The sequence below is a fragment of the Limnothrix sp. FACHB-881 genome (genome assembly GCF_014698135.1).
Lineage (GTDB): Bacteria > Cyanobacteriota > Cyanobacteriia > CACIAM-69d > CACIAM-69d > CACIAM-69d.
The window spans coordinates 13,132-36,181 of the sequence record NZ_JACJSN010000027.1 but is presented as its reverse complement, the minus strand read 5'-3'; the positions used below and the strand labels follow the sequence as shown (position 1 = coordinate 36,181).

The 23,050-nt window shown below is 56.2% G+C and carries 17 protein-coding genes; 10 read left to right on the top strand and 7 right to left on the bottom strand.

The genetic code is table 11. The annotated features are described in order from the left end of the window. Positions 1-61 precede the first annotated feature (61 nt). Positions 62-1,594 carry a cryptochrome/photolyase family protein gene (locus H6G52_RS17575; RefSeq protein ID WP_190530057.1) on the top strand — a complete coding sequence of 511 codons (1,533 nt, stop codon included), beginning with the start codon at positions 62-64 and terminating at the stop codon, positions 1,592-1,594. A 65-nt stretch (positions 1,595-1,659) separates the two neighbouring features. Next, the gene (locus H6G52_RS17570; RefSeq protein WP_190530040.1) at positions 1,660-1,986 is read left to right on the top strand and encodes a nucleotidyltransferase family protein; all 327 of its coding nucleotides are present in this window, start codon (positions 1,660-1,662) and stop codon (positions 1,984-1,986) included. 11 nt (positions 1,987-1,997) lie between these two features. Here the strand turns inward: H6G52_RS17570 and H6G52_RS17565 are convergent, their stop codons facing one another. The 7 genes from H6G52_RS17565 to H6G52_RS17535 form a co-directional block, all read right to left on the bottom strand. Continuing rightward, entirely contained in the window at positions 1,998-2,612 is a 615-nt protein-coding gene (locus H6G52_RS17565) for a hypothetical protein (RefSeq protein WP_190530038.1), read from the bottom strand. Positions 2,613-2,636: 24 nt separating this feature from the next. Then, complete coding sequence (locus H6G52_RS17560; protein WP_190530036.1) at positions 2,637-3,092, bottom strand: hypothetical protein; 456 nt, start codon at positions 3,090-3,092, stop codon at positions 2,637-2,639. 94 nt (positions 3,093-3,186) lie between these two features. Further along, positions 3,187-3,621, bottom strand: a complete 435-nt coding sequence (locus H6G52_RS17555; RefSeq protein WP_190530034.1) for a hypothetical protein — start codon at positions 3,619-3,621, stop codon at positions 3,187-3,189. After that, positions 3,621-4,058, bottom strand: coding sequence for a Panacea domain-containing protein (locus H6G52_RS17550; protein ID WP_190530032.1), 438 nt, complete (start codon positions 4,056-4,058; stop codon positions 3,621-3,623). The genes H6G52_RS17555 and H6G52_RS17550 overlap by 1 nt, the downstream gene beginning before the upstream one ends. 180 nt (positions 4,059-4,238) lie before the next feature. Next, positions 4,239-5,549, bottom strand: coding sequence for a CO2 hydration protein (locus H6G52_RS17545; RefSeq protein WP_190530031.1), 1,311 nt, complete (start codon positions 5,547-5,549; stop codon positions 4,239-4,241). A 127-nt stretch (positions 5,550-5,676) separates the two neighbouring features. Further along, entirely contained in the window at positions 5,677-7,203 is a 1,527-nt protein-coding gene (locus H6G52_RS17540) for an NADH-quinone oxidoreductase subunit M (RefSeq protein ID WP_190530029.1), read from the bottom strand. A gap of 174 nt (positions 7,204-7,377) precedes the next feature. Beyond that, entirely contained in the window at positions 7,378-9,222 is a 1,845-nt protein-coding gene (locus H6G52_RS17535) for an NAD(P)H-quinone oxidoreductase subunit F (RefSeq protein ID WP_190530027.1), read from the bottom strand. A gap of 711 nt (positions 9,223-9,933) precedes the next feature. Between H6G52_RS17535 and H6G52_RS17530 the strand changes: the two genes are divergently transcribed. From H6G52_RS17530 to H6G52_RS17495, 8 genes are all read left to right on the top strand, one after another. Then, positions 9,934-10,629 (top strand): lysozyme inhibitor LprI family protein, encoded by a 696-nt coding sequence (locus H6G52_RS17530; protein ID WP_190530025.1) that lies wholly within the window; start codon positions 9,934-9,936, stop codon positions 10,627-10,629. 748 nt (positions 10,630-11,377) lie between these two features. Then, positions 11,378-15,094: a diguanylate cyclase domain-containing protein gene (locus tag H6G52_RS17525; RefSeq protein WP_190530024.1), complete on the top strand. Its 3,717-nt coding sequence runs from the start codon at positions 11,378-11,380 to the stop codon at positions 15,092-15,094. 121 nt (positions 15,095-15,215) lie between these two features. Further along, a complete protein-coding gene (gene sixA / locus H6G52_RS17520; RefSeq protein WP_190530022.1) occupies positions 15,216-15,782 on the top strand; it encodes a phosphohistidine phosphatase SixA in 567 nt (188 codons plus the stop codon). 17 nt (positions 15,783-15,799) lie between these two features. Then, positions 15,800-17,032 carry a citrate synthase gene (locus H6G52_RS17515; RefSeq protein WP_190530020.1) on the top strand — a complete coding sequence of 411 codons (1,233 nt, stop codon included), beginning with the start codon at positions 15,800-15,802 and terminating at the stop codon, positions 17,030-17,032. A gap of 24 nt (positions 17,033-17,056) precedes the next feature. Next, positions 17,057-18,013 (top strand): energy-coupling factor transporter transmembrane protein EcfT, encoded by a 957-nt coding sequence (locus tag H6G52_RS17510; RefSeq protein WP_190530017.1) that lies wholly within the window; start codon positions 17,057-17,059, stop codon positions 18,011-18,013. Positions 18,014-18,183: 170 nt separating this feature from the next. Further along, a complete protein-coding gene (locus H6G52_RS17505) occupies positions 18,184-20,241 on the top strand; it encodes a hypothetical protein (protein WP_190530015.1) in 2,058 nt (685 codons plus the stop codon). A gap of 72 nt (positions 20,242-20,313) precedes the next feature. Continuing rightward, the gene (tilS, locus tag H6G52_RS17500) at positions 20,314-21,357 is read left to right on the top strand and encodes a tRNA lysidine(34) synthetase TilS (protein WP_190530013.1); all 1,044 of its coding nucleotides are present in this window, start codon (positions 20,314-20,316) and stop codon (positions 21,355-21,357) included. A 255-nt stretch (positions 21,358-21,612) separates the two neighbouring features. Then, positions 21,613-22,782 carry a pentapeptide repeat-containing protein gene (locus H6G52_RS17495; RefSeq protein WP_242026477.1) on the top strand — a complete coding sequence of 390 codons (1,170 nt, stop codon included), beginning with the start codon at positions 21,613-21,615 and terminating at the stop codon, positions 22,780-22,782. Positions 22,783-23,050 lie beyond the last annotated feature (268 nt).

Below are 23,050 nucleotides of genomic sequence, written 5' to 3'. Positions count from 1 at the left end.
AGAATCCGTCAGAAATCGGTAGGGCGTAATGGGTGCGGAACTCCAGCAATTGAGCATCCCCATGAAAACGGGGGTGTGGATTTTGGGCGATCAACTGTGGCACGAGCAGGCGGCGTTGGTGGCCTGTGCGGGCGATCGGGCACGGGTTCCGGTAATCGCGATCGAGTCCCTGGCCCACGTGCGCCAACGGCCCTACCATGCCCAAAAGTTGGTGCTGGTTTGGTCGGCCATGCGCCACTTTGTGCGGGAGTTGCAGGATATGGGCTGGCCCGCCACCTGGGCCGAAGCAGAAGATTTCGCCACGCCCCTCCGCGCCTGGGTCGTCAAACACCAAATCGATCGGCTGCTGGTGATGGCTCCGGTCGATCGGCCCTTTCAGCAAACCCTGAATCAGCTCGATTTGCCCTGCAAACTGGAGCAAATCCCCAATAACCAATTCCTCTGGAGCGAAGAAGAGCTAGCGGACTGGTTTGGCAGTCGCAAACGCTTCCTGATGGAAGATTTCTATCGGGAAGGGCGCAAACGATTCCAAATTTTGATGGAGGGTTCCAAGCCCGTCGGCAGCCAGTGGAATTTCGACAAAGACAACCGCCAACCCCCCAAGGGGCCGCTACATCCACCCGCGCCGCTGGAGTTTGCGCCCAATGAAATTGTGCTGACGGTGATCGAAAAGGTGCGATCGCTCGATTTGCCCACCTACGGATCGCTGGACAATTTCCGCTGGGCCACCACCCGATCGCGGGCCCTCGACGTACTCGACCACTTCATCGCCCACCGGCTCCGCACCTTTGGCCCCTACCAAGATGCGATGGTGACGGGCCAGGACACCCTGTGGCACGCCCTGCTCTCGCCCTACCTCAACATCGGGTTGCTGCACCCGCGTGAGGTGATCTTTGCCGCCGAAAAAGCCTGGCGCGATCGGGGCCTGCCGATCGCCAGCGTCGAAGGCTTCATTCGCCAAGTGCTGGGCTGGCGGGAATATATGCGCGGCATTTACCTGCAAGTGCTGAAGGCCAACGAGGAACCGCCCTACCCCGATCGCAACTGGTTTAACCACCAACACGCCCTGCCCCAGTGGTTTTGGGACGGCAACACCGATTTGAACTGTCTGCGCCAGGTGCTGCAACAGGTCGATCGCACCGGTTATGCTCACCACATTCAGCGGCTCATGGTGCTGTCGAATTTTGCCCTGATCGCCGGTCTGAATCCCCAGGAAGTTGAAAACTGGTTCCACGCGGTTTTTATTGATGCCTACGATTGGGTGATGCAAACCAATGTGTTGGGGATGGGGTTATTTGCCGATGGTGGGGTGCTGGCTTCCAAGCCCTACGCAGCCTCAGCGAACTACATCAACCGGATGAGCGACTATTGCAAAGGTTGTCGCTATAATCCGCGCGATCGCACGGGCCCGAAAGCTTGTCCGTTTAACTTTTTCTATTGGGATTTCCTGGCACGGCACGAGACCAAATTGCGATCGCAGGGGCGCATGAGCCTAATTTTGAAACATCTGGAAAAAATCCCCGCCGAAGAAATGGCCGCGATCCGCGCCCTCTCCGTGGCCTGGCATCGTCAACAGCAATTATTGAATGAGTAGAATATCGATATTCTCAATCTCCAGAGCCGGAAACTTGAGTTGAATAAAAGGTTAATCAGTCAATAATGACCGAACCAATATCGACCTTATCCAACGGCCCTCCCGATCGCGATCGTATCCTTGCTACCCTGCGGCAACTCGCTCCCGATCTTCACCAAAGATATGGTGTAACCCGGCTTGGCATTTTTGGTTCAGTGGCCCGCAACGAAGCCAAGCCTGATAGCGATATCGATATCGTCTTGGAATTGACCGTGCCTGACCTATTCACAATGGTGGATATCAAATCAGATTTAGAGCAAATTTTCCAACGTTCGATCAACCTAATTCGTTATCGCCTGCGCATGAATCCCTATCTGAAACGCCGGATCGATCGCGATGCAATTTATATCTGAGGCTTAGGATATCAAGGCTCCAAAATCTTGACCAAAATTCGGAGCAAGCTCTCCAAATCATCAGGCACACGATAAAGAATTAGGCTTTGCTCCACTTGCTTGCGCGATCGATCTAAGCGGCCAAATTGCCAAACATCACCCGTAGACACCGCTCCCAACAAATAATCTTGATCACTATCCGTCCATTGATCCAGCGCAATCAACTCCACCGCTAACTGTGTAAACCCACGCGCTAAATCAGCATTCTTCGCCTCAATCACCAGCAGCTTTTGCGCCGCATAAAGATAATAATCAAGAGAGCCTTTCAGTTGCTCATTAACCATTAAGGGATATTCAATTCGCAGTTGCGCCCGCGTGTAATGCACCACATCCAACAACAATGGTGCAATTAACAATTCCCGCCGAGCCGCTTCACTGCTGAGGCTAATGTAAGGCAAGCTCTCTTGAATGCGTGTTTTTAGATCTTCCAGGCGATCGAGCGGTGCAGTGCTGTGGGGCAAGACCAGGCGCGATCGCTGCAACGTATAGCCAAACTCCGCCAAAATATCGTCTGGCTCATAGGCCATCTCAAAATATTGCCGAAAGCTATAGGATTGCCCCGGACGCAGAATGCTTGGTCTAGTCATCGCAATTCATCTCCAACCACAGCACTAAAAATGAAAAAGTCTTGCTCCTTCATGCAAACAAGCTGTTACCTGGGGCGGAACGCCTAAATTACGCATTCGCTCCAATGAACGGTAATTGTCATGTTGGCCGGAAGCAAAGTCCAGCGAAAATGACAACTCAATAACACGACCACTAGGATTAATCAAAAATTCACGAGCGCTAGACATCTCGCCAGACAAAAAAGATATATCACCCCAACCCCGATAAATTGTTGGGTCAGACATGTGCTCCAAGCTATCAGCAGTTGCGCCAAGATAGCGTCGAACCGCTTCTTTCATAGATGCCGCTTGAGCCGCTGAACCCACATAAGCTTGGGGATTTTGGGGACAAGCTCGCCGCAATTGTTCCCAATTAACTGTCTGCGCTGACGTGGGAGTTGAAACCAAGGCTAATCCAACTAGAGCGATCGCCGATTGACGAAGGATGAATAATCCCAGCATAAATGACTGACTTCAAAATTATTTCTAGTGTATTTCTGGAAGCGATAGGATTGCCCCAAACGCAGGCTCTAACATTAGGCTAACTCTGATCCTATTAACCATGCTCATATAGGTCGAATTTGGGATCTAGCCAAATTACATGAAACACGTCCCGAATACGGTATCCCACCATCGGCGCTTTGCCAGAGAAACGCAGGGCAATGAAGAAATCCACATCTTCAGTGATGTGGTTGGGAATAGGAGCTCTGATGCTCTCTCGGGCAATTTTTTCGGCCCCTAAACCATGACGATCGGCTGCCCAAATGTCTCGCCAAGTCATTTGACTGCGTTTCCATAAGGCTTTGGCAAAGTCCGCTTGTTCACGCCGATCGCAAGCATCCAAATCAAACCCGGCTTGTAAGTGGCGCAGGCAGAAGATGGGGTGAGCCTGATCATAATTCAGAATCTTTTCAACAGAGGGTTCAGCAATTCTCCCCCGTCCTGGTGATGATGGGATGGTGGGTGACTGGATGCGTTTTCTCTTACCCATTACCCTGCTACAAGCTGACTTTTAAAATAGTCGCGCATGAGATCGTGGGCGATCGCGCAATCTTTTTCTGTGCTTGTCCAGGGTTTTTCCTGGTGCGTTAAATTGGCCAGCACTGTTCCTGTGTACTTACCAAAAACGCTATAAACTTCATCAATCAAATCACGAGTATCACTGTCAATCTTTTCAGGATTAAAGTCCTTATTTTCAGGTAGTGAATTGCGCCCAAAATCTTTGTACTGGACGTAAATTTCTGGAATCACTGGCCCATATTGCCAAGCCCTGATTTCGTCTGTGAAAAGTGGGCGATCTAACAAGGCTAGGTGAAACCCCTGTGCGTAGTAGAGTAATTTTTGGAGTTTCATATTGGTAATGTTGCCATCCTCTTCAAGGTTGGCAAGATGAATAAAATAGCTTGCAATATCGGAAGCTTTATACATATGTTTACTCCAAACTCGCAATCAATTTTATTGATTACTGTTATCAATTACAGTATAGCAAATTCAGATTGTACTGATTGCTCGGGAATAGAGCACCACCCAAAAAAATCGGGCTAGTGGGACACACTAACCCGATCGCCCTGCCGCTCAAGTAGAGCAAGCAACTCTTAGGAAGGAAACTTAGCGGTAGTCGCGATTTTGGATATCGCGCAGGCGAGCTTCGGGGCGCTTGAAGCGATCCATTTGGGCCTCGAAGAATTTGCGGTTGGCCATCAGGTGTTCCGGGTTTTCGTCATCCAGCGGATAGAGCAGGGCTGCCCGCAGCGCTTGGATGACGGCGGAGGTGACGCAATACATCGATCGCTGGAAGGTGATTCCGAGCTGGATCAACATATCGTCCTCACCCCGGCAATGTTGGTGATAGTAATCCAACAGGTATTGCGGCAGGAAATGCAACATATCCTGCATCAACTGTGTGGGCGGAATTCCGGCGGTTCCGACGGGGAATACGTCAGCGTACAGAATGCCGTAGTGGAAGTCCGCTTGCTCACTGGGCACTTGACCCGCCTGGGCATTGTAGGACTTGGTACCTCGGAACGGAGCCGTGCGATAAAACACTGCTTCCACGTAGGGCAATGCGGCATCGTAGAGCCACATGAAGCCCTTATCTTTAGGAACCAAATCAAACCATTCGCCGCGAATATTCACCCGGTGATAGATGGGGCGACCGGAAATCGCAAAGATGCCATTAATCAGGAAATTCATGGCATCGGGCACGCCCTTGAAGCCACCTTCATCGTAGATGTCCGACATTTCAAAGAACACTGGAGCCATGATTTCCCAAAACAGCCCCAAGTTGCTGTAGTAGGACATCATTCGGCATTGTTCAATGAAGGCTTCAGGGAAGAGTTTATACATCCCCAACATGATCGGATTGCCTTTGAAGTAGGCTTTGATGGCGCGATCGCAGTTTTGGCGATATTCGTCGGTGTTCAGGAAGTCATCAAACCGATTCACGCCCGCATACATTTTGCGATGCCAGAGCATGGCCTGCATACAGGCTTCCGCGAATTCCATGTTCACCCGATCGTGCCACAGGTGATGGAACAGCTTCGGCATTTTGATCGTTTCACCCTTGCTCATAAAGTCGAGCAATTCCGGGTGTGCCGTGGCAATGCCGCGCCAAATTCGCAAGTCGGCCGTGTCGCCCGCGTAGTGGTTCGGCAGGTCTAAATATTTCTGGGGTAGGAAATATTTAAAGAAGGGAAACGGATTCAGGAAAACTTCTTCGGCGATGTAGAGCAAGTCCCGCCAATAGAAGTCCATCGGCACCGCATAGGCCTTGTAGATCCCGATGATTTGCATCAGGTTTTCCGGCGTGTCGGGCAACATTGCGCCGCCCGCTTCCAGGCGATGGATTACTTCCGCAAATTCATGCTGCGACGGGGGAATTTTTGGGGCGGTGTCCGGTTTGATTGGGGTCTGAACCATGATGTTGTGGGGAAAATTCCAAGGTTTCAGAAAAGTCTTAGTGGGGGCAATTACACCTGATCGATCGCTTAACGGTGGGTCAACCTATGGGGGGCGCACGGCTGTGCGCCCCTACCCGGAGCTGTCCTTAATCGATCGCGGGGGCCTTTAGGGCTGGTTTGGTTGGGGCGATCGCCACCGGTTGGTTCACGATGGGAATCGCGGCGATCATCGCGTCCGTGGTCGGCTCGATCCACTTCACCAGCCAGGTGGGTTGAATGCCCAGCCAGACGATCAGCGCGGTCAAAATCAGACCCGGCAGGTGCTCATCAAACCGTACCGCCGGATAGTAGGCGGTGGCGTTGTCCAGGCGGCCAAAGCAGGTGCGATTCAGCAAAATCACGAAGTACACCGCCGTCAGCCCGGAAGCCAGGATGCAGAGCAGCGAAATCACGGGATAGGTGGTGAAGCTGCCTTGGAACACCATGTATTCCGCCACGAAGCCGACCATGCCGGGGATGCCCGCGCTGGCCATGCCCGCCAGCACCAACAGGCCGCTGGTCAGGGGCAAGCCGCGAATCGGACTCATCAACCCGTTCAGCTTGTCCAGGTCGCGGGTGCCGACTTTCTTTTCAATCACACCCACCAGGTAGAACAGAATCGCCAGGATCAAGCCGTGGCTGACCATTTGGGCTACGGAACCCAGCAGAGACAGGGGATTGAGGGCGGCGGCGGCCACGATGATGTAGCCCATGTGCCCGATCGAGCTGTAGGCCACCATCCGTTTGATGTCCTTTTGGGCGATCGCGGTCAATGCGCCATACATCACGCTGACCACACCCACCAGCGCCAGACCCGGGGCGATCGTCCCCCAAGCGTCGGGCAGCAGACCCAAGCCGTAGCGCAGCAGCCCGTAAGTACCCAACTTAGCGAGTACACCGCCCAGCAACACCGTGGTAGCGGGTGACGATTCCACATAGGCATCGGGCAGCCAGGTGTGCAGCGGCACCAGGGGAATCTTGATGCCGAAGCCAACGACCAACAGCAGCAAGCAGATCAGTTGAGCGCTGTCGGACAGTTTTTTGATGTCGATTTGCCCAATGTCAAAGCTGGTGGAGCCGCTGAGCCAGGTCAGGGCCAGGAAGCCCGCCAGGACGAGAATCCCGGAGATGGCGGTGTAGATCAGAAATTTCGTGGCCGCATAGCCGCGTTTCTGTTCGCTACCCCAAATCGCGATCAGCAGATAGAAGGGAATCAGCTCCAGTTCGTAGAACAGGATAAACAGCAGCAGGTTTTGGGCCAGGAATGCGCCGTTAATCCCGGCGATCGCCAGCAAAATCATTGAGTAGTAGAGCCGGGGGCGCTGCAAGTCCCGATCGCTGCTGCAAATGGCGATCCAAGCCAGCAGGGCAGTCAAGCCCACCAACGGCAGCGACAACCCATCCACACCCAGGCTGTAGCTCAAGCCCAGTTGCGGCACCCAGGGCAAATATTCGGTCATCTGGGCCCCGATCGCATTCACATCGACCTGGGCAAATAAATACAACGTCCACAGGGCGATCACGCTGGCAATGGCCAGGCTCACCTTTTTCAGTAGGGCGGAGTTGGGCTGACCGGGCCACAGACCCACCAGGGCCGCCCCGATCGCCGGAATTAAAATCAATGCGCTCAACATAGGCTTTTACTGTGACATTGCTGTGATTTACGGCTGTAGTCAAACGACGCGCTAACGCTGAATCACTGGGGGAGCAAGGGGCTTAAGCCCCTTGTCTGGTCTGGGTTCCGGGTAGGGGCGCACCGCCGTGCGCCCCTACAGGTTGACCCCACGGCGATCGAAAATGATCGGAACCTAGGGAACCGCCGGGGCCAGAATCGGCCAAGCGACCAGCGCCCCAAACAGCACCACCCCCAACAGAATCGACAGGGCATAGAACTGCACTTGACCCGTGGTGTTGTAGCGCAAGCCTTGGCCACCCACCACCGTCAGCGCCCCTACCGCATTCACAAAGCCATCGACAATGAACCGATCGATCCAGAACAGCACGCCGGACACAGCGCCTACCACCAGCACGATCGTGTTGCGATAGAGCTTCGCCGTATAGAGGTCATAGGCAAAGAAATCGCGAATCGGAGCCGGAATCGAATGTACCGGCTTGACCACCTGCGGATTCAGGTACAGGGCCGCCGCCGACCCCAAACCAATCAGGGACGAAGTGGCCAGGGCGATCGCCTCCGTAGTACCCAGGCTCGGTAATACCTGCCATTGAATCAACAGCAACGGCAGGTGCAACACCACACCCACCATCACCAGCGTTGAGAAACTCATGGGCCAGAGCACTTCCGGGGCCCGCTCGGTCATGGGTGACTCGGAGCCAAAGAACACCAATCCAAAGGTACGCATCAGGCTAAAGCCCGTCATGCCGTTGATCAGCAGCAGGGCCGCAAAGATCAACGGTTGATGGGCATCCAGCAAAGCACCGCCCAAGGCCGACAGCGACCAGAAGCAGCCCAGGGGCGGCACGGCCACCAAGCCCAGCATCCCCACCAGGAAGCCGGGACCCGCTGCCGGGCGCTTGGGCCACAAGCCACCCAACTGAGTGATGTCTTGGGTGACGCAGTTGGCAATCACGCAACCGGCGCTCATGGTCAACAGCACCATGGCCACGGAATAGGTCAAGCAGAGCAGCAGCGCCAAATTCAACTGACCAAAGCCGATCGCCACGAATACCAAGCCCATGTAGGCGCTGGTGGCGTAGGACAGCACGCGCTTAATGTCGATTTGGGCGATCGCGATCGCGCTGCACAGCAGGGCCGTCACCAAGCCCACCGACCATTCCACCGTCACCGCCACGGGCGACAGGGCAATCACCGGCTGGAATTTCACCAACACCCAAGCCCCGATCGGGACAACCACCGCATTTCGCAAAATCGATGCGGGCAGCGGCCCTTCCATGGCTTCATCCAGCCACAGGTGCAGCGGAATTTGGGCACATTTCCCGATCGGGCCAGCCACCAGGGCCAAGCCCAGCAGAGTCGCCACGGTCGGGTCAAGTTCCGCCGTCTTGGCCCACTCGGTCAAGTCCGTAAAGTTCCAAGTCCCGGCGATCGGCAGCAGGGCCACCACGCCCATCAGCAGCACCAAGTCCCCCACCCGCTTGGTCAAGAACGCATCACGCGCTCCCGTCACCACCAGCGGCTGGCTGAACCACAGGCCCACCAGCAGGTAAGTGCCCAGGGTCAGGATTTCTAGAACGATATAGCTGAAGAATGCCGAGTCGCACAGCACCAGCAGGCACATGCCGCCTTCAAACAAGCCCAGCAAGGAATAGAACCGGGCCCAACCCCAGTCCATTTCCATGTAACCCACGGCGAACAGTTGCGCCAGGAAGGTAATCCCGGAAATCAGGGCCATCGTGCCCACGTTCACCACGGAAGCCTTGAGGTCAAGATCCACATTCAGCCCCGCCGCATCCAGCCAGTTAAAAGAAATGGTGGCTTCCGGCTGGTTCCAAATCAGGGGCAGGGCGATCGCGCTATGTAAAAACGCTAGGCCCGTAGACAGAATGTTGAAATAGCCCGCCGGTCGCGGGCCGGTGCGCCGAATGAAGGCCGGCGACCAAAGCAGGGCCAACAGCCCGCCAAAGAGGGCGTAGGTCGGCACCAGCCAAAGGTTATCGATAATCCAGCGATCCATAGGCGTTTTCCATGGGAATCAGGGTACGAATAGCAGGTTTCGGGCGCAGAATTTTGGGCCGCAGAGTCTGAAACAGACAATGCAGCAACGCAGTCCTGTTATGCAAGTTTAAGAATGCTTTAGTTGTTTTTAAGATTACTGGGTTCAAAAGGGAAAATCTATAAGCAAATGCTTGGAAACTCCGATGAAGGGTCTAAGTGTGGCTTATTGCTAATCCCTGACATTTAGGATTCCTGTGAGGGCCGATCGCCAGGGCCAATCAAGAGTTTTGGGTCAATGATCCGGAGGACGATCTCGCTGTGGGGCTGTAAAGGACTATGAGACGGACGGCAACGGGCGATCGTGACTGATCAGAACTGATCAAAACTGATCAAAATAGTTGATCAGCAATCTGACATTGCTAAGTATTTATTACTAAGTATTGATCGCTAGACCATGATCCTGGATCTGAGCCACAGATTCGATTAATGGATTTAACTGAAGGATTCGATTTGAAGATTCGATATCCCATTCCCTCAAAATTCAATCCCCTCAAATCCCAAGTGAATCCCAAGTGATTGAATAGGCATCAACTGGGCAACGAATCTCATCAGCATTGAACAAGTCAGCAAATATGGGGATTGAATCATGGTGCACCACCCACTGGCGCAATCATCGGTAAAAACTGGTTCGCAAATGAGTTCGCAGATGGACTCAGAGATGAATTCAGAGATGAATTCGCACAATCATTCCCCAACTTGGATCCAGCAGCGAATCCAACGATCGGCCCCCGGATGGTTGGGGCTATGGCTCTTGGGGGCGATCGCTGGGGCGGGAATGGTTGTTGGGGCGGGGGTTTTGCCCGCTGCGGCCCAGGCTCAGGATTGCCGGAATCCGCAAGATCAAACCACCATGAACCGCTGCGCCTATGAAAGCTGGGAACGGGTCGATCGCACCTTAAATCAAACCTACCAACAGGCGATCGTCCGGCTCAGTGCCCCCCAACAGCAACAACTGGTGAGTGCCCAGCAAGCTTGGATCACTTTCCGCGATCGGCACTGTGCTTTTGCGTCTGGTGAGTTTGAAGGCGGCTCCATGCAACCGTTAATCGAATGGAGTTGCAAGGAGATCGTGACCCAGGAGCGGCTGAACGATTTGCAGGCCTATCGCCGAGGCACAACTCCTCCCGCCGGTCGCCTCAGCCAACCCGCTGCGGATGCGGCTTTAAATCGCGCCTACCAAGCCCTGTTGCAAGCCCAGTCAGGCAGCCAGCGATCGCGCCTGATTGCGGCTGAAGCGGCCTGGATTCAATTTCGCGATCGCGCCTGTGCCTTTGAACAAAGTCTGCAATCAACGGGCGATCGCTGTGTGATTCGCTTATCCGATCAGCGCACCGTTGCCCTGGAAGAAGCCTTGAGCAACCGTTGACCCCAAGGAACTGGTCTGGGGGATGGTGATCAAACTTGAATTGATCGAACTTGAATTGACCGAACTTGAGTTGAGTGAACTAATTTGGGCAATTTCGACTGTTTTTGTAAATTTTTTTGTATCAATTCAACTTTGTAGAGTGAGCCGTCAACCAATTGCTCCCGGCGCAGGGAGTGGCGGCGGCCCCCGATTTTTCAAATTTGGTCTATCGTAATCTTGAGGAACTCTAAAGACTCTTGCGGAATTCTTGTCTGAGAAAAATTGATTTTCTCAAGACTTACTTTGCAGAAATCGCCAAAAACAAACCGAAATTCACAATAATTTCAAAAAAATTGCGATTTCTGGGCATAATTCACACTTTTGAAAATATTTAGACAAACAATGAATGAAAAACCTTGATCAGGGTGGATTATTCTCAAAGAAATTAGCCCACGGGAACCCCGCGATCGAGTGATCGGGGTCTGAAACTCTGATTGCTGAGTCAGTTTAGATTAATCACAAATCACTAAAATGACAGGGTTCAGATAATCGATCACTCGCGGTTGGTTTCGTTGTGCAGCAAAATTCGGTCAATCGCCAGGTGGGAATAGATAGCTATCGCTAGGGGCTGTTTTATTTGTCGTGAACCGTTGCTGGGGTTGGGATGGGATCGAGGTTGAGTTTGGTCGCTGCTTGGCAAGCCTAGATGATGCCGCAACCTCAACTGAGCAGAAATTGAGCAGAAAACCTTGATCAGAAAACAGTTTTCATGATTCAGCAGTTGCGACGTTTGCCACTCCCGATCGTGTTGGTTGTGCCATTCATGGCGCAAATCTTGGTCATCGTGAGCTTGGTGGGATATTTGTCCTATGCTGGCGGCAAATCGTCCATTTTGGGTGTGTTGACGCAAATGCAGCGGGATACGGCCGATCGCGCCGATGACCTGTTGCAGGAGGTTTTGCGCGGGCTGCAAGACGCGAACCAACGAAATGCGAATAATTTGCGCCCGATCGTGGGCCAGCAGATTCAACAAACCAACACCATGCCCCAAGGGGGTCAACTCGATCGCCACCTGTGGAATCAGGTGATTACCAGTGATGATGTGGACTTGGTGGGGTTCGCAACGGCCACCGGGGAGTTCACGGGGGTTGAGCGTAACAGTCGGGGCAAGCTGCTGATCCGCAGCACCACTGATAACGGGGAACTTTGTCGCTATCTCGTGAACCATCAGGGCGATCGCCAGGCCCAGGTTGATTGTTTGCCCAACGTTCCCAATCCAGATTTTCGACAGCAGCCTTGGTATCGAATGGCGGTTGGGACAGGGGAACCCACTTGGAGCATTATTGATCCCCCTTTTCAGAAAATCACGACTTATTTAAGTGTGACTCAACCGTTGTGGGGCGATCGGGGCCGCCCATCGGGCGTGTTGATGGCGGGGCTGCGGCTTTCGCATCTGGGGCAACGGTTGGCCACAATGCAAGCGGGAAAACCAGGGCAACTCCTGATCTTGGAACGGAGTGGCCATCTCATCGCTGCCTCCACGGGGGAAAAACCGGCGGTGCTGCCCTTGTCTGGGGGAGGTCGCCAGCGCCTGACGGCCACCAGCAGCGAGAACCCCGTGACGGCGGAGGCTGCCCGAACCACAATGCGGTTAATTCAGGGCCAGCAACCGCTTCAGGATCGCCAAGCCACGATCACGGTGAACGAGGAACAGTACGCCGTTTTTTTGCGGCCGTTCAACGATGCCAGCGGTTTGGACTGGTGGTTGGTGGTGGTGACTCCCCATCAGGTCTATAGCAGCCCCCTGGAGCAAAATCGATGGCTGATCTTGGGGTTGTGTGGCGGTGCAATGGTGCTGGCGGGGTTAACGGGTTGGGGGTTGGCCCATTGGGTGACGCGGCCATTGATGGAGGTGCATGAGGCAGCCCAGGCGTTGGCCAGTGGCCAGTGGCAGCGACGGGTGACGGGGGACGATCGCCCCGATCGCTTGGGGGAATTAGCTCGGGCCTTTAACTTCATGGCCAATTGCGTGGAGGGGGCTTTTATTCAACTGACGGCCCAAAATCAGGAGCTACGGCGGATCGATCGGCTCAAGGATGAGTTCTTGGCCAGTACTTCCCATGCCCTACGATCGCCCTTGGCGGGGATGATTGCCATTGTGGAGTCTCTGTTGCGGGGGACGGGCGGCCCGCTGACTTCCCTGCAAAAAACAAATTTGGAACTGTTGTTGACCAGCAATCAGCGCCTGCAAAACTTGGTGAATGATTTGCTGGATGTGGCGCGGTTGCGCTACGGGGATGTGCGTTTGGATCCGCAGGCGATCGATTTGCGATCGGCGGTGCAGGTGGCGATCACGATGTTGCAGCCCCTGGCCGATCGCCGACACCTGACCCTGGTGATGCAAATTCCTGACCAGTTGCCGCCAGTGATGGCTGACCCCGATCGGCTCCAGCAGATTTTGCTGAATCTATTGGACTATGTCATTCAACAAGCTGCGGGCCAACAGATTCTGATTGCGGCTGAGTTTTTGTCTGAACAAGATATGGTGCGGGTCTCAACGCTCGATCGGGGCCCGGAACCGGCGATCGGGTCTTGGGGGCAAGAGTCGGCCCTTGCTCAGGAGGGTTCGGTTCTGCCCCTGATCGCTGATTCTCCCTCGTCCCTAGTCCTAGAGCCAGCTCAGTTAGATTCCATTGGTGGCCTGAGTGTAACCATTACCAAGCGCCTGGTGGAATTACATGGGGGAACGTTGGCTTTGGGCGATGTCTGCGGCCATGGCTGGGGGAATCCCTTGGGGAATCAGCCGGAGAATGCCCCGGGAAATCAGGCAACGACTGCTGCTCCCACAATCCGCGAGCGCATCAGTTTCACAATCCCGATCGCCTGGACAAGAGAACCCCCCACGCTCCAGATCGCTCCCAGTAACCATTGGACAGCGCCCCAGCCCCAGCCCCCAACCACCGCCGATCCCGATTTGCTGCCGTCTCACATCCTGGTGGTGGACGATGACCCACTGATTTTGCAAGGGCTGGCCAATTGGTTGGCGCTGGAACCGGGGTTTCGGGTGTCTGTGGCCCTCAGCGGGCGATCGGCCCTGGCTCAAATTCAGCAAGGCCCGGTACCTGACTTGCTGTTGCTGGATTTGCGAATGCCCGACCTCACGGGCTACGAGGTGATTGCCCAGTTGCGCCAAACCTGGTCACCTCAGGCCTTGCCGATCGTCCTGTTAAGCGAGCGAGCCTGTCCCCAGGAAATTGTGGCCGGCTTGGCGGCGGGAGCCAACGATCACCTCACCAAGCCGGTGACGGCCAGCGAACTGATTGCCCGCACCCGGGCCCATTTGCAAGTGCGCCAACTGCAACTGCAACAACAGCGAGCGGCCGCCGAGCATGAGCGCAAAATTGCCCTGTTTCTGGATGCGTTGCCCGTGGGGGTGGCGGTCTATCAAGCGGGGGGTGACCTGCTCTACCTGAACAGCTTGGGGCGACAACTGCTGAATTTAGATCCGAACTTAGACCCGAGTTTGGACCCAAGTTTAAATTCGGCTGCGCCCTTGTCGGTGTCGCTGGCCGATCGCCTGTATCGGGCCGGAACCGATCAACCGATTGAGCTGGCCCAGATCCCGGTGCAGTTGGGCGCAACGGGCCAAGCCGCCGTGACGGAAACCATTGAACTCGATCGGGGCAGCAGGCGCATTCCCTTTGAAATGCGGGCTGTGCCCATCACCGATGAAGCGGGGCAGGTGACCTATGCGGTGGTCACCTTTCAAGACATTACCGAGCGCCAAAAAACCGCCACCATTCTGGCCAACTATTCCCGATCGCTGGAAGCGGAAGTGGCCAATCGCACCGCAGCCCTGATTGAGTCGAATCGTCAGCTCGAAATTCAAATTTTGGAGCGGCAACGGGCTGAACAGGCACTCCAGCGGGCCAACCAAGAACTGACCCGCTTGGCGCAACTGGATGGGCTAACCCAAGTGGCCAATCGACGTGGTTTTGATGAGCACCTGGCGCGGGAGTGGGCCCGCTTGGCGCGATCGGGCCGTCCCCTGAGCCTGTTGCTGTTGGATGTGGACTGCTTCAAGGCCTACAACGATTGCTATGGCCATCCCTCCGGCGATGACTGTCTGATTCAAGTGGCGCGGGTGTTGGCAGATATGATTTGCCGGCCGGCGGATCTGGTGGCTCGCTATGGGGGAGAGGAGTTTGCCATTATTTTGCCGGAAACCCCCTTGGAAGGGGCGATCGCCATTGCCCACCAAGTCCGCACCCGGATCCGTGGTCGTCAATTGCCCCATGAGCGATCGATCGTGGCCCCCTTTGTGACGGTCAGCATTGGCGTGTCTTGCCTCGTGCCTAGCAGTGACTGCAAACCGGCGACCCTGATTGCCATGGCCGATTCAGCGCTCTACTGTGCAAAACAGGCCGGGCGCGATCGCTATTGTGTGCGAGCCAATCACCCCTCGATCGGGCAAGCGGCGGTCTAGCCACGGTGGAAATTAGAAACTAATTAGAAACTCACTAGAAATTTTTGGAAACTTTTGGAAATTTGATGAGCACCCCGGAGTTGGCTAACCTGGTTTGGCTACCGGTTTGGCTAAAACCTCCATGTCCTCCGTAATTTCTGCCATTGAGCTGTATTTAATTCGCCATGGCATCGCCGCCGAACGCGGCACTTATGTTAACGATGACGATCGCCCCCTCACCCCCGTGGGCCAAACCAAAACCCGCGCCATGGCCGATCGGCTGCGGGAACAGAAGCTGTGCTTTGACACCCTGGTCACCAGCCCCCTCGTGCGGGCCCGGGAAACCGCCGCCATTCTGCAAGGGGTGGGTTTGGCCGCCCAAGTGGAGACTTGGCCCGAACTGACACCCGATCGGGCGATCGACCCTTGGTTAGAGCGCTACGATCAGTGGCGAACCCAGCACCTGGCCCAAGCCGCCTTTCCCGCCAAGCCCTCTTCCCGGCTGCGGCTGGCCCTGGTGGGCCACGAACCCACCCTCAGCCAGTGGGCCAACCAACTAATCTGGGGCGATGGAAACCCGATCAATGATGCACGGGACACAATCGTGCTGAAAAAAGCAGGTATTATTGGTTTGATTTTGCCCCCCATGGGTTCTCCTCTTGGTTGCAGCCAGCTCTTTTGGCTGACCCCTCCCCGATTATTCCTATAGTTTTCTGCCCTTGCCCTATGGCTACACCAGCGACTTCCGATCGCGTCAACGAAAGCACTGGCGATTCAGCCAAAACGGCTGCCCCTGCCTGTGAATTCCGGCCGGGTCTCGAAGGTGTTCCCGCAACCCAATCGGCCATCAGTTATGTGGATGGCAAAAACGGCATCTTGGAATATCGAGGGATGGCGATCGAGGAGTTGGCGCAACATAGCACCTTCCTGGAAACCACCTTTCTGTTGATTTGGGGCTGTTTGCCCACCCGGGAAGAGCTGGAAGAATTTGAGCATGACATTCGCTATCACCGGCGGGTGAAGTTCCGGATTCGGGACATGATGAAATGCTTCCCGGAAAGCGGCCACCCGATGGATGCGCTGCAAGCTTCGGCGGCGGCCCTGGGGCTGTTTTACTCGCGGCGGGCCCTGCCCAACCCGGCCTACATCCGCCAAGCGGCCATTCGGTTGCTGGCGAAGATTCCAACGATGGTGGCGGCCTTCCAATCGATCCGCAAGGGCAATGACCCGATTCAACCCCGGGATGATTTGGGCTATGCGGCCAACTTCCTGTACATGCTCAATGAGCGCGAGCCGGCTCCCCTGGCGGCCCGGGTGTTTGACACCTGCTTGATCCTCCATGCGGAGCACACGATCAACGCATCCACCTTCTCGGCCATGGTGACCGCTTCCACCATGACCGACCCTTACGCGGTGGTGGCTTCGGCGGTGGGTACGTTGGCGGGGCCGCTCCACGGCGGGGCCAATGAGGAAGTGATCGATATGCTGGAGGCGATCGGCTCGATCGAGAATGTGGTTCCCTACATCGATCGCTGTATCGCGGAAAAGCAAAAAATCATGGGCTTTGGCCACCGGGTTTATAAGGTCAAAGACCCAAGGGCCACGGTGCTGCAAAGCCTTGCGGAAGAACTGTTTGACAACTTGGGCCGCGACCAATATTACGACTTGGCCTTGGAAGTGGAGCGCGTCGTGTCCGATCGCCTGGGCCACAAGGGCATTTACCCCAACGTGGACTTCTACTCGGGCTTGGTTTATCGTCGCCTGGGCATCCCGACGGATCTGTTCACGCCGGTTTTTGCGATCGCCCGCGTGGCCGGGTGGTTAGCCCACTGGCGCGAACAACTGTCCACCAATCGCATCTTCCGGCCCACCCAAATCTACACGGGTGAGCATGGGGCATCGTACCAGCCGATCGAGCAGCGCCAATCTCTCGTGCGGTTTGATACGCTCGCCAACTAGCGCTGCCCTTAGGCGCTGCCGTTCATGGACTTAATGCGATCGCTCCCCTTGGGGCTGTATCTTGAACAACCGGTCACTTGGCTCCATCGCCTGGATTCTCGGGTGAAGCTGGGTTGGCTGCTGGCTTTCCTGCTGATGCCCGTTTTGGCCAGCGGGGTGGCCCGGTTGGGGTTGGTGGCCCTGTTGGTGCTGTTGACCGTGGGGGCCGGAATTCCCTGGCGAGTTTGGCGACAGCAGTTGGTTTGGTTGTTGCTGGTGGGCTTTTTTGCCACCTTGCTCACGGCCCTGTCTCCCGATGGCTATGGCCTGAAATATCAACCCCGATCACCTGCGGACTTGAATTGGTCAAGTTTGAATTCGTCAAATAATCAAGACCCGGCCAGCGGTTCAGCCCCAGTGGGCCAGGCGATCGCCCCTGAAGCCTTGCCCCAGCCCACCGCATATCGATACTGGTTGGTACAACAGGGCTGGTTGAAAGTGTCCCGGCGATCGCTGGGTTTGGGCGTGCGGGTTGGCAGCTTGGTCTTCATTTTGATTTACAGCACCACGCTGTTTTTGTTGACCACGGCTCCCGAGGAAATTGCAGCGGGTTTAGAGAGCTTGATGGCTCCTTTGGGACGTTTGGGCCTGCCCGTGGCAGAAGTGACCCTGACGTTGACCCTTTCCCTGCGGTTCATTCCGCTGGTGTTGGAAGAGGTGCAAAATCTGGTGCGATCGATTCGCACCCGCGCCATTAACTGGCGGCGGCTGGGTTGGCGCGGCACGATCAAGATTTGGCTGATTTTGGCAGAACGCTTGCTGGAAAATCTGCTGATGCGGGCGGAACAGATGGCCACTGCCATGCAAGTACGCGGGTTCACCAGTCCCGATCGCCATTCTTTGCCCCTGTCTGTGCCTCGGTTGCGGGCCCGTGATGGGGTGGCGATCGGGGTGCTGTTGTTGATTGTTGGGGCGCGGCTCTGGTGGGGGTGGCAACCTTAAAATCAGGGGGCAAATTAGGGAGCGGCCCATTATTAAATCCCGTTATCAAAACGTCAGATTAGCGTTTTGTGGATTGCACTCCAGAAAAAATTGCACTCCAGAAAATTGTATGCGTTACTGAGAAAGCCACCCTTTTTTGGGACGCTTGCGAAACGGCCCGAGCAGCGACTATGGATTTAACGCCCCCTTGCCCTGATTCTGACCAAGACTGGACGACGGTTAATTTTCCGGGAGCACTGTCTTTGGAAGCATTGGTTGAGGATGGAGCGGATGGCGGAGCGGATGCGGCCCTGGATCACCTGGCCGATCGGGGCGATCGCATGGAAGCGGGGGTGAACCCGGGTTCGGAGGTGAGCAACTCCCCAATCACCCATCCGACCAGCACCAACCCAGCAGCAACGGGGCCGGCGCGATCGGGCACGGACGTTTTGCAGCCCTATTGGTCAGGCAATCGGCCAGCCCGATCGCCTGCGGAGTTACCATTCCAGCGCGAGGAACCCAACCACGGCGGCTCTCGGTTGAGGGGGTCTCGGCCCAATGATGCCGCCTTGAATGGTTCCCGATTGGGTGACTCTCGACTCCGGGGCGATCGATCCTCAGGCGGTTTGCCCGCCGGGCCCACGGATGTGGCCCAGTTGGTGGCGGTGGCGGAGACTCTGAACCAAGAAAACGAACAATTGCGGCAACAGGTGACCCGGCTGGAAACGGCGGTGGCGGAATGCCGGGCCACGCTGGATTTGCAACAAATGCGGGCCCAAACCCAACAGGCCCTCTACGACGCGCGATCGCGAGATTTTGAGAGCACCAAACAGGAAGCAACGCGCTTGGCCGAAGCCTTGGCAGCGGCCCAAACCCAGTTGGCCCAACAGGATCAGGAGCGGGCGGAATGGGTGCAGCAGGAAGCCTGCGATCGGGGACGCATTGCCCAACTGGAACGGGCCTGTGCATTGCTGCAAGAGCAGTGCTTGAAGCAAGCCGATGAGCTGATGCAACTGCAAGGGCGGCAACAGGACTTGCAGGAACGACTCAAGCGCCAACAACGGCAAACCCTGCAACTGCGAACCGCCTTGGAACAATGCCTGGAGCAGGAATATGGGCGATCGGTGTTGCCGCCCCTGAACGAAACGGAACCCCGATCACTGGCGCATCCGTTGGCCCTGGCGAAATCTGAGCCGTCTTCCTTGGGCAGTGATGCTTTGACTGATGATCAAGGTGACTTGACTGATAATCAAGAGGATCAATGGGTTGATCAGTCCAGTCCTGATCAAGATTGGACTGATCAAGATTGGGCAGCAGTGGCAACCCCGCCCCAAACACCGGAGCCACCTGCGGAACAGCCGGCCGACCCGATCGATGCTATTCGGACTGAAGAAATTTTGGCCTTGCTGAATTGGGACTTAGAGCAAACCGCTCCCAATTTGTCCTATCAAATTCGGCAGCGATCGCAATTGGCAGCGATCGATCAAGCAACAGCCGATCGCGCACTAACCAATCAGGCACAAGACATTACGCCCAAGGTTTTGCCCCCGATCGAGTCCAATGGGGCGGTCTCCGAGTGGGAATCCCTGCCGGACGCGGTTACAACCGATGACCTTGCTAGCCTGGATCGCGATGGCCTCGATGATCTAGCCGATGCCCTGTGGTTGAGTGATTGGCCCCGCCCCCTCAGTCCTACGGAGCAAAGCGATGTGTTGGCCCGGTTGATGGCCTTGGCGGAAACAGAGGAAGCGGATTTGCCCAGCCCTCTTTCCTCCACGCCAGCCCCCGCGCCGAAGCGATCGATCCAACTACCCTTGACCGAATCGCACCACAGTGGCTCGCCCCGATCGCTGGCGAATTTAGGGATGATCGAAGCCGAATCGGCCCAGCTCGATCGCCCGACCCGCCCTTTGATTGACTTGTACCCCATTGACTCCCGTTCGCCGGACTTCGATCCGCCGTCGGAGCCTGATCGATCGGATCGGAGCGATCGATCTCGGCAACCGGATCCGATTGAATCTATTGATCTTGTTGATCTTGAACCCATTGATTTTGAACCCACTGATGGGGAAGATTTAGCAACACCTTTGGCAGAAGTGCTGTCCTTAGAAGCGGAGTTGATGGATTGGCCGGCGCGATCGACTCCGGTGGCGACCTCAGAACCGTTGCCCCAATGGCCCGCACCCACCTTGGCCAAACCTCGCAAGCGGCGCGATTCGCTGGCCGCCGTTGAGTTGCCCAAGTTCTAGGCAATAGCCCTAGAGTGCTCGGTGATAGTTCTAGGCGATTCCACTCCTTGAGGTGCAGGGGGAACAGTAAGGGTGGCGGAACCCTGGAGTGATCAACATGCCCGCTTTCATCAGACCCTGCGATCGCGCGGCTTACTCCCGATCGGAACCAGGGTGCTGGTGGCGGTTTCTGGCGGCCAAGATTCAATCGGCCTGTTGCGGTTGTTGGTGGATTTACGCCGCCTTTGGCACTGGGAATTGGTGGTGGGGCACTGCAACCACGGTTGGCGCTCCGATGCGACCGCCAATGGGGACTTCGTGATTCAATTAGCCAACGATTGGGGGTTGCCCGCCGCCCTGGCCATTTGGGACGCACCCCAAGCCAACGAGGCGGCCGCCCGCGCCTGGCGGTACGATGCCTTGAGCAGCTTGGCCCAACAGCATCGTTGCAGCACGATCGTGACGGGACACACGGCCAGCGATCGGGCAGAAACCTTGTTGCATCACCTGATTCGCGGCAGTGGGGGCGATGGGTTGGGGTCTTTGGATTGGCAACGATCGCTCGGGTCGCTGCAATTGGTGCGCCCGCTGCTGGATTGGACCAGGGCAGAAACGGCGGAATTTTGCCAAACTTGGCAGTTACCCCGCTGGGAAGACAGCACGAATCAGGATCAGCGCTATTTTCGGAACCGGTTGCGATCGCAGGTGTTGCCCCTGTTGCGAGCAGCGTTTAATCCCCAGGTGGAACGCCACTTGGCCCAAACGGCGGAACTGTTGGCGGATGAGGCCCAATGGTTGGAACAGCTCACCGCCCAATGGCTGGAGACCCATGGGCACGATCGCGCTGGGCCAGGTCGGGGCAATGGGGGCGATCGGCTCGATCGCGCTCAACTGCAACGGGAGCCGATCGCCCTTCAGCGGCGGGTGTTGCGTCGCTGGTTAACCCAACAAACCGCCCGATCGCCCACCTATGCCCAAGTGGCGGCGGTGTTGGCTTTGGTGAATGCCCCCCAGGGCAGCCAAACCCGTTCCCTGCCTCAGGGGGCTGTGGTGCGGGTGCTTGATCGTTGGCTGGTTTGGTTGCCGGCCGAGTCTTCCGGCGGTCAAACTGAGCAGGGCGATCGGTCACTGGTCTGATCAGTTGATCATGTCGATCATCAAAGAGCGATCAAGGAGCCGATCAAAAACTGATCCAAAACCGATCTAGAACCGATCAAGGGCTGGGGAAAGTTCTGCGCTCCTGAACCCGTTAGCTGCCACCTGATCGCTCGCCGTCTTCGCCAACGAATGCTAAAAACGAATGGATGCAAGAGCAGCTTGCCGCCAAACGACCTCGCCAAGAACGAATTTCCACCCGAATTTCAGCCAGCATTTCAACCATATTTCCCTGCCATGTCCGCGATCGAATCCCACTTCCGCAATCGTTCCCTGGCCATTGCTGCCGTTTCCGCCGTTGGCCGCTGGGGGTTAGCTGGCTCGATCGCCGCCCTGGCCATGGGATTTGCCACTCCCGCCCAGGCCAGCGACTTTAACCAAACCACCTTCAACCGGCGCAACTTGGTGCAAAGCAACCAATGCCCCAGTTGCAACCTTCAGGGCAATGATTTGAATGGGTTGGATCTGCGAGGGGCCAACCTGCGAGGGGCCAACCTGCGCGAAACGCTGATCATTCGGGCCAACTTGCGGGGAGCTGACCTGAGCGGCGCAGATCTGCGGGGCGCTTACCTGTGGGGCACGGATTTAACCGGAGCACGCCTCGATGGGGCGAACCTTTGCGGGGCGATCGTTCCCAGTGGTGCGCGATCGAACGTGGGCTGTGTGGACTTTTCCAGCTCTGATTTTCGGCCCTCGCCCCCAACGGCCAGTGGCCCGCAAGTGCTGTCTTTGAATGCAGCCGGGACGGCCGGCCTGGTCACCGGCACGGTCACGAGTGATCGCAGTGATGTGTGGTTGGTGAATGGGCGGCCCGGGCGAATGCAGGTGTTGATTTCCTCCCGCAATAGCAATGCTCGCTTTGATGTGTTGGGGCCCGATGGGTCTCGGTTGGCCACCAATACGGGCGAAGCATTCATTGAAATTCCCAGCGAAGGCCAATACCAAGTGGTGGTCAGCAGTTTACGCGGCCCGGAAACCTATGAACTGTCGGTGGAACTGTCCCCGATCGAGCAGCGGGCCCAAGCTACCAACCGCGACGAGAGCAACCCTTGGGAGCGCGAGGTGGTGACTCGTCCTTTCCAGGCGGGCCCCACCCTGGCCGATCGCTCCAACACCTACGCCCTGTCGATCGACCCCCTCAGCCGCTACGGTACGGCCCAAGGAGAGGTGACCAGTGGCGAGCAAGATATCTGGCAGGTGGATTTACCGGCCGGGTCGGTTGAAATCCGGCTTGATTCTTACAATGGTCGCGCCAGGTTCGACTTAACCAACGATGACGGCCGCGTCCTGGCCCGCCAGGTCAGCAAAACGCGCTTCCGGGCCCTGGAAGACGCTCGCTATGACATTTCCGTGGGCACGATGGGCGGCTTCACCAATTACCGACTCTGGGTCAGCTTCGATCAATAATTCGATCAATAACTTGATCAATCAGCTCCACCAAATCCGCAGGAAAATCCATAGGTGCAAGATGCACAAATTGGCTCCTTGAGGCACATTGAAAGAGGCACGTTGACAGGCTGTTGACAGGATTCAGTTTCAGTGATCGATATTCGGTTCGGTATCGATATCGATCGATAGTGCTTGTCGGTATTGATCATTCGGTATCGATCATTGGGACTCATCATCATGACCGATCGCCACTGATCAGCAACGCAGTTGTTTCCTCAGGGCCGAA

What these genes read in the sequence shown, in the direction of transcription:
- H6G52_RS17575 (WP_190530057.1), top strand. Translation starts at nt 62, where the DNA reads ATGAAAACGGGGGTGTGGATTTTGGGCGATCAACTGTGGCACGAGCAG.
- H6G52_RS17570 (WP_190530040.1), top strand. Translation starts at nt 1,660, where the DNA reads ATGACCGAACCAATATCGACCTTATCCAACGGCCCTCCCGATCGCGAT.
- H6G52_RS17565 (WP_190530038.1), bottom strand. Translation starts at nt 2,612, where the DNA reads ATGACTAGACCAAGCATTCTGCGTCCGGGGCAATCCTATAGCTTTCGG.
- H6G52_RS17560 (WP_190530036.1), bottom strand. Translation starts at nt 3,092, where the DNA reads ATGCTGGGATTATTCATCCTTCGTCAATCGGCGATCGCTCTAGTTGGA.
- H6G52_RS17555 (WP_190530034.1), bottom strand. Translation starts at nt 3,621, where the DNA reads ATGGGTAAGAGAAAACGCATCCAGTCACCCACCATCCCATCATCACCA.
- H6G52_RS17550 (WP_190530032.1), bottom strand. Translation starts at nt 4,058, where the DNA reads ATGTATAAAGCTTCCGATATTGCAAGCTATTTTATTCATCTTGCCAAC.
- H6G52_RS17545 (WP_190530031.1), bottom strand. Translation starts at nt 5,549, where the DNA reads ATGGTTCAGACCCCAATCAAACCGGACACCGCCCCAAAAATTCCCCCG.
- H6G52_RS17540 (WP_190530029.1), bottom strand. Translation starts at nt 7,203, where the DNA reads ATGTTGAGCGCATTGATTTTAATTCCGGCGATCGGGGCGGCCCTGGTG.
- H6G52_RS17535 (WP_190530027.1), bottom strand. Translation starts at nt 9,222, where the DNA reads ATGGATCGCTGGATTATCGATAACCTTTGGCTGGTGCCGACCTACGCC.
- H6G52_RS17530 (WP_190530025.1), top strand. Translation starts at nt 9,934, where the DNA reads ATGAATTCGCACAATCATTCCCCAACTTGGATCCAGCAGCGAATCCAA.
- H6G52_RS17525 (WP_190530024.1), top strand. Translation starts at nt 11,378, where the DNA reads ATGATTCAGCAGTTGCGACGTTTGCCACTCCCGATCGTGTTGGTTGTG.
- sixA (WP_190530022.1), top strand. Translation starts at nt 15,216, where the DNA reads ATGTCCTCCGTAATTTCTGCCATTGAGCTGTATTTAATTCGCCATGGC.
- H6G52_RS17515 (WP_190530020.1), top strand. Translation starts at nt 15,800, where the DNA reads ATGGCTACACCAGCGACTTCCGATCGCGTCAACGAAAGCACTGGCGAT.
- H6G52_RS17510 (WP_190530017.1), top strand. Translation starts at nt 17,057, where the DNA reads ATGGACTTAATGCGATCGCTCCCCTTGGGGCTGTATCTTGAACAACCG.
- H6G52_RS17505 (WP_190530015.1), top strand. Translation starts at nt 18,184, where the DNA reads ATGGATTTAACGCCCCCTTGCCCTGATTCTGACCAAGACTGGACGACG.
- H6G52_RS17495 (WP_242026477.1), top strand. Translation starts at nt 21,613, where the DNA reads ATGTCCGCGATCGAATCCCACTTCCGCAATCGTTCCCTGGCCATTGCT.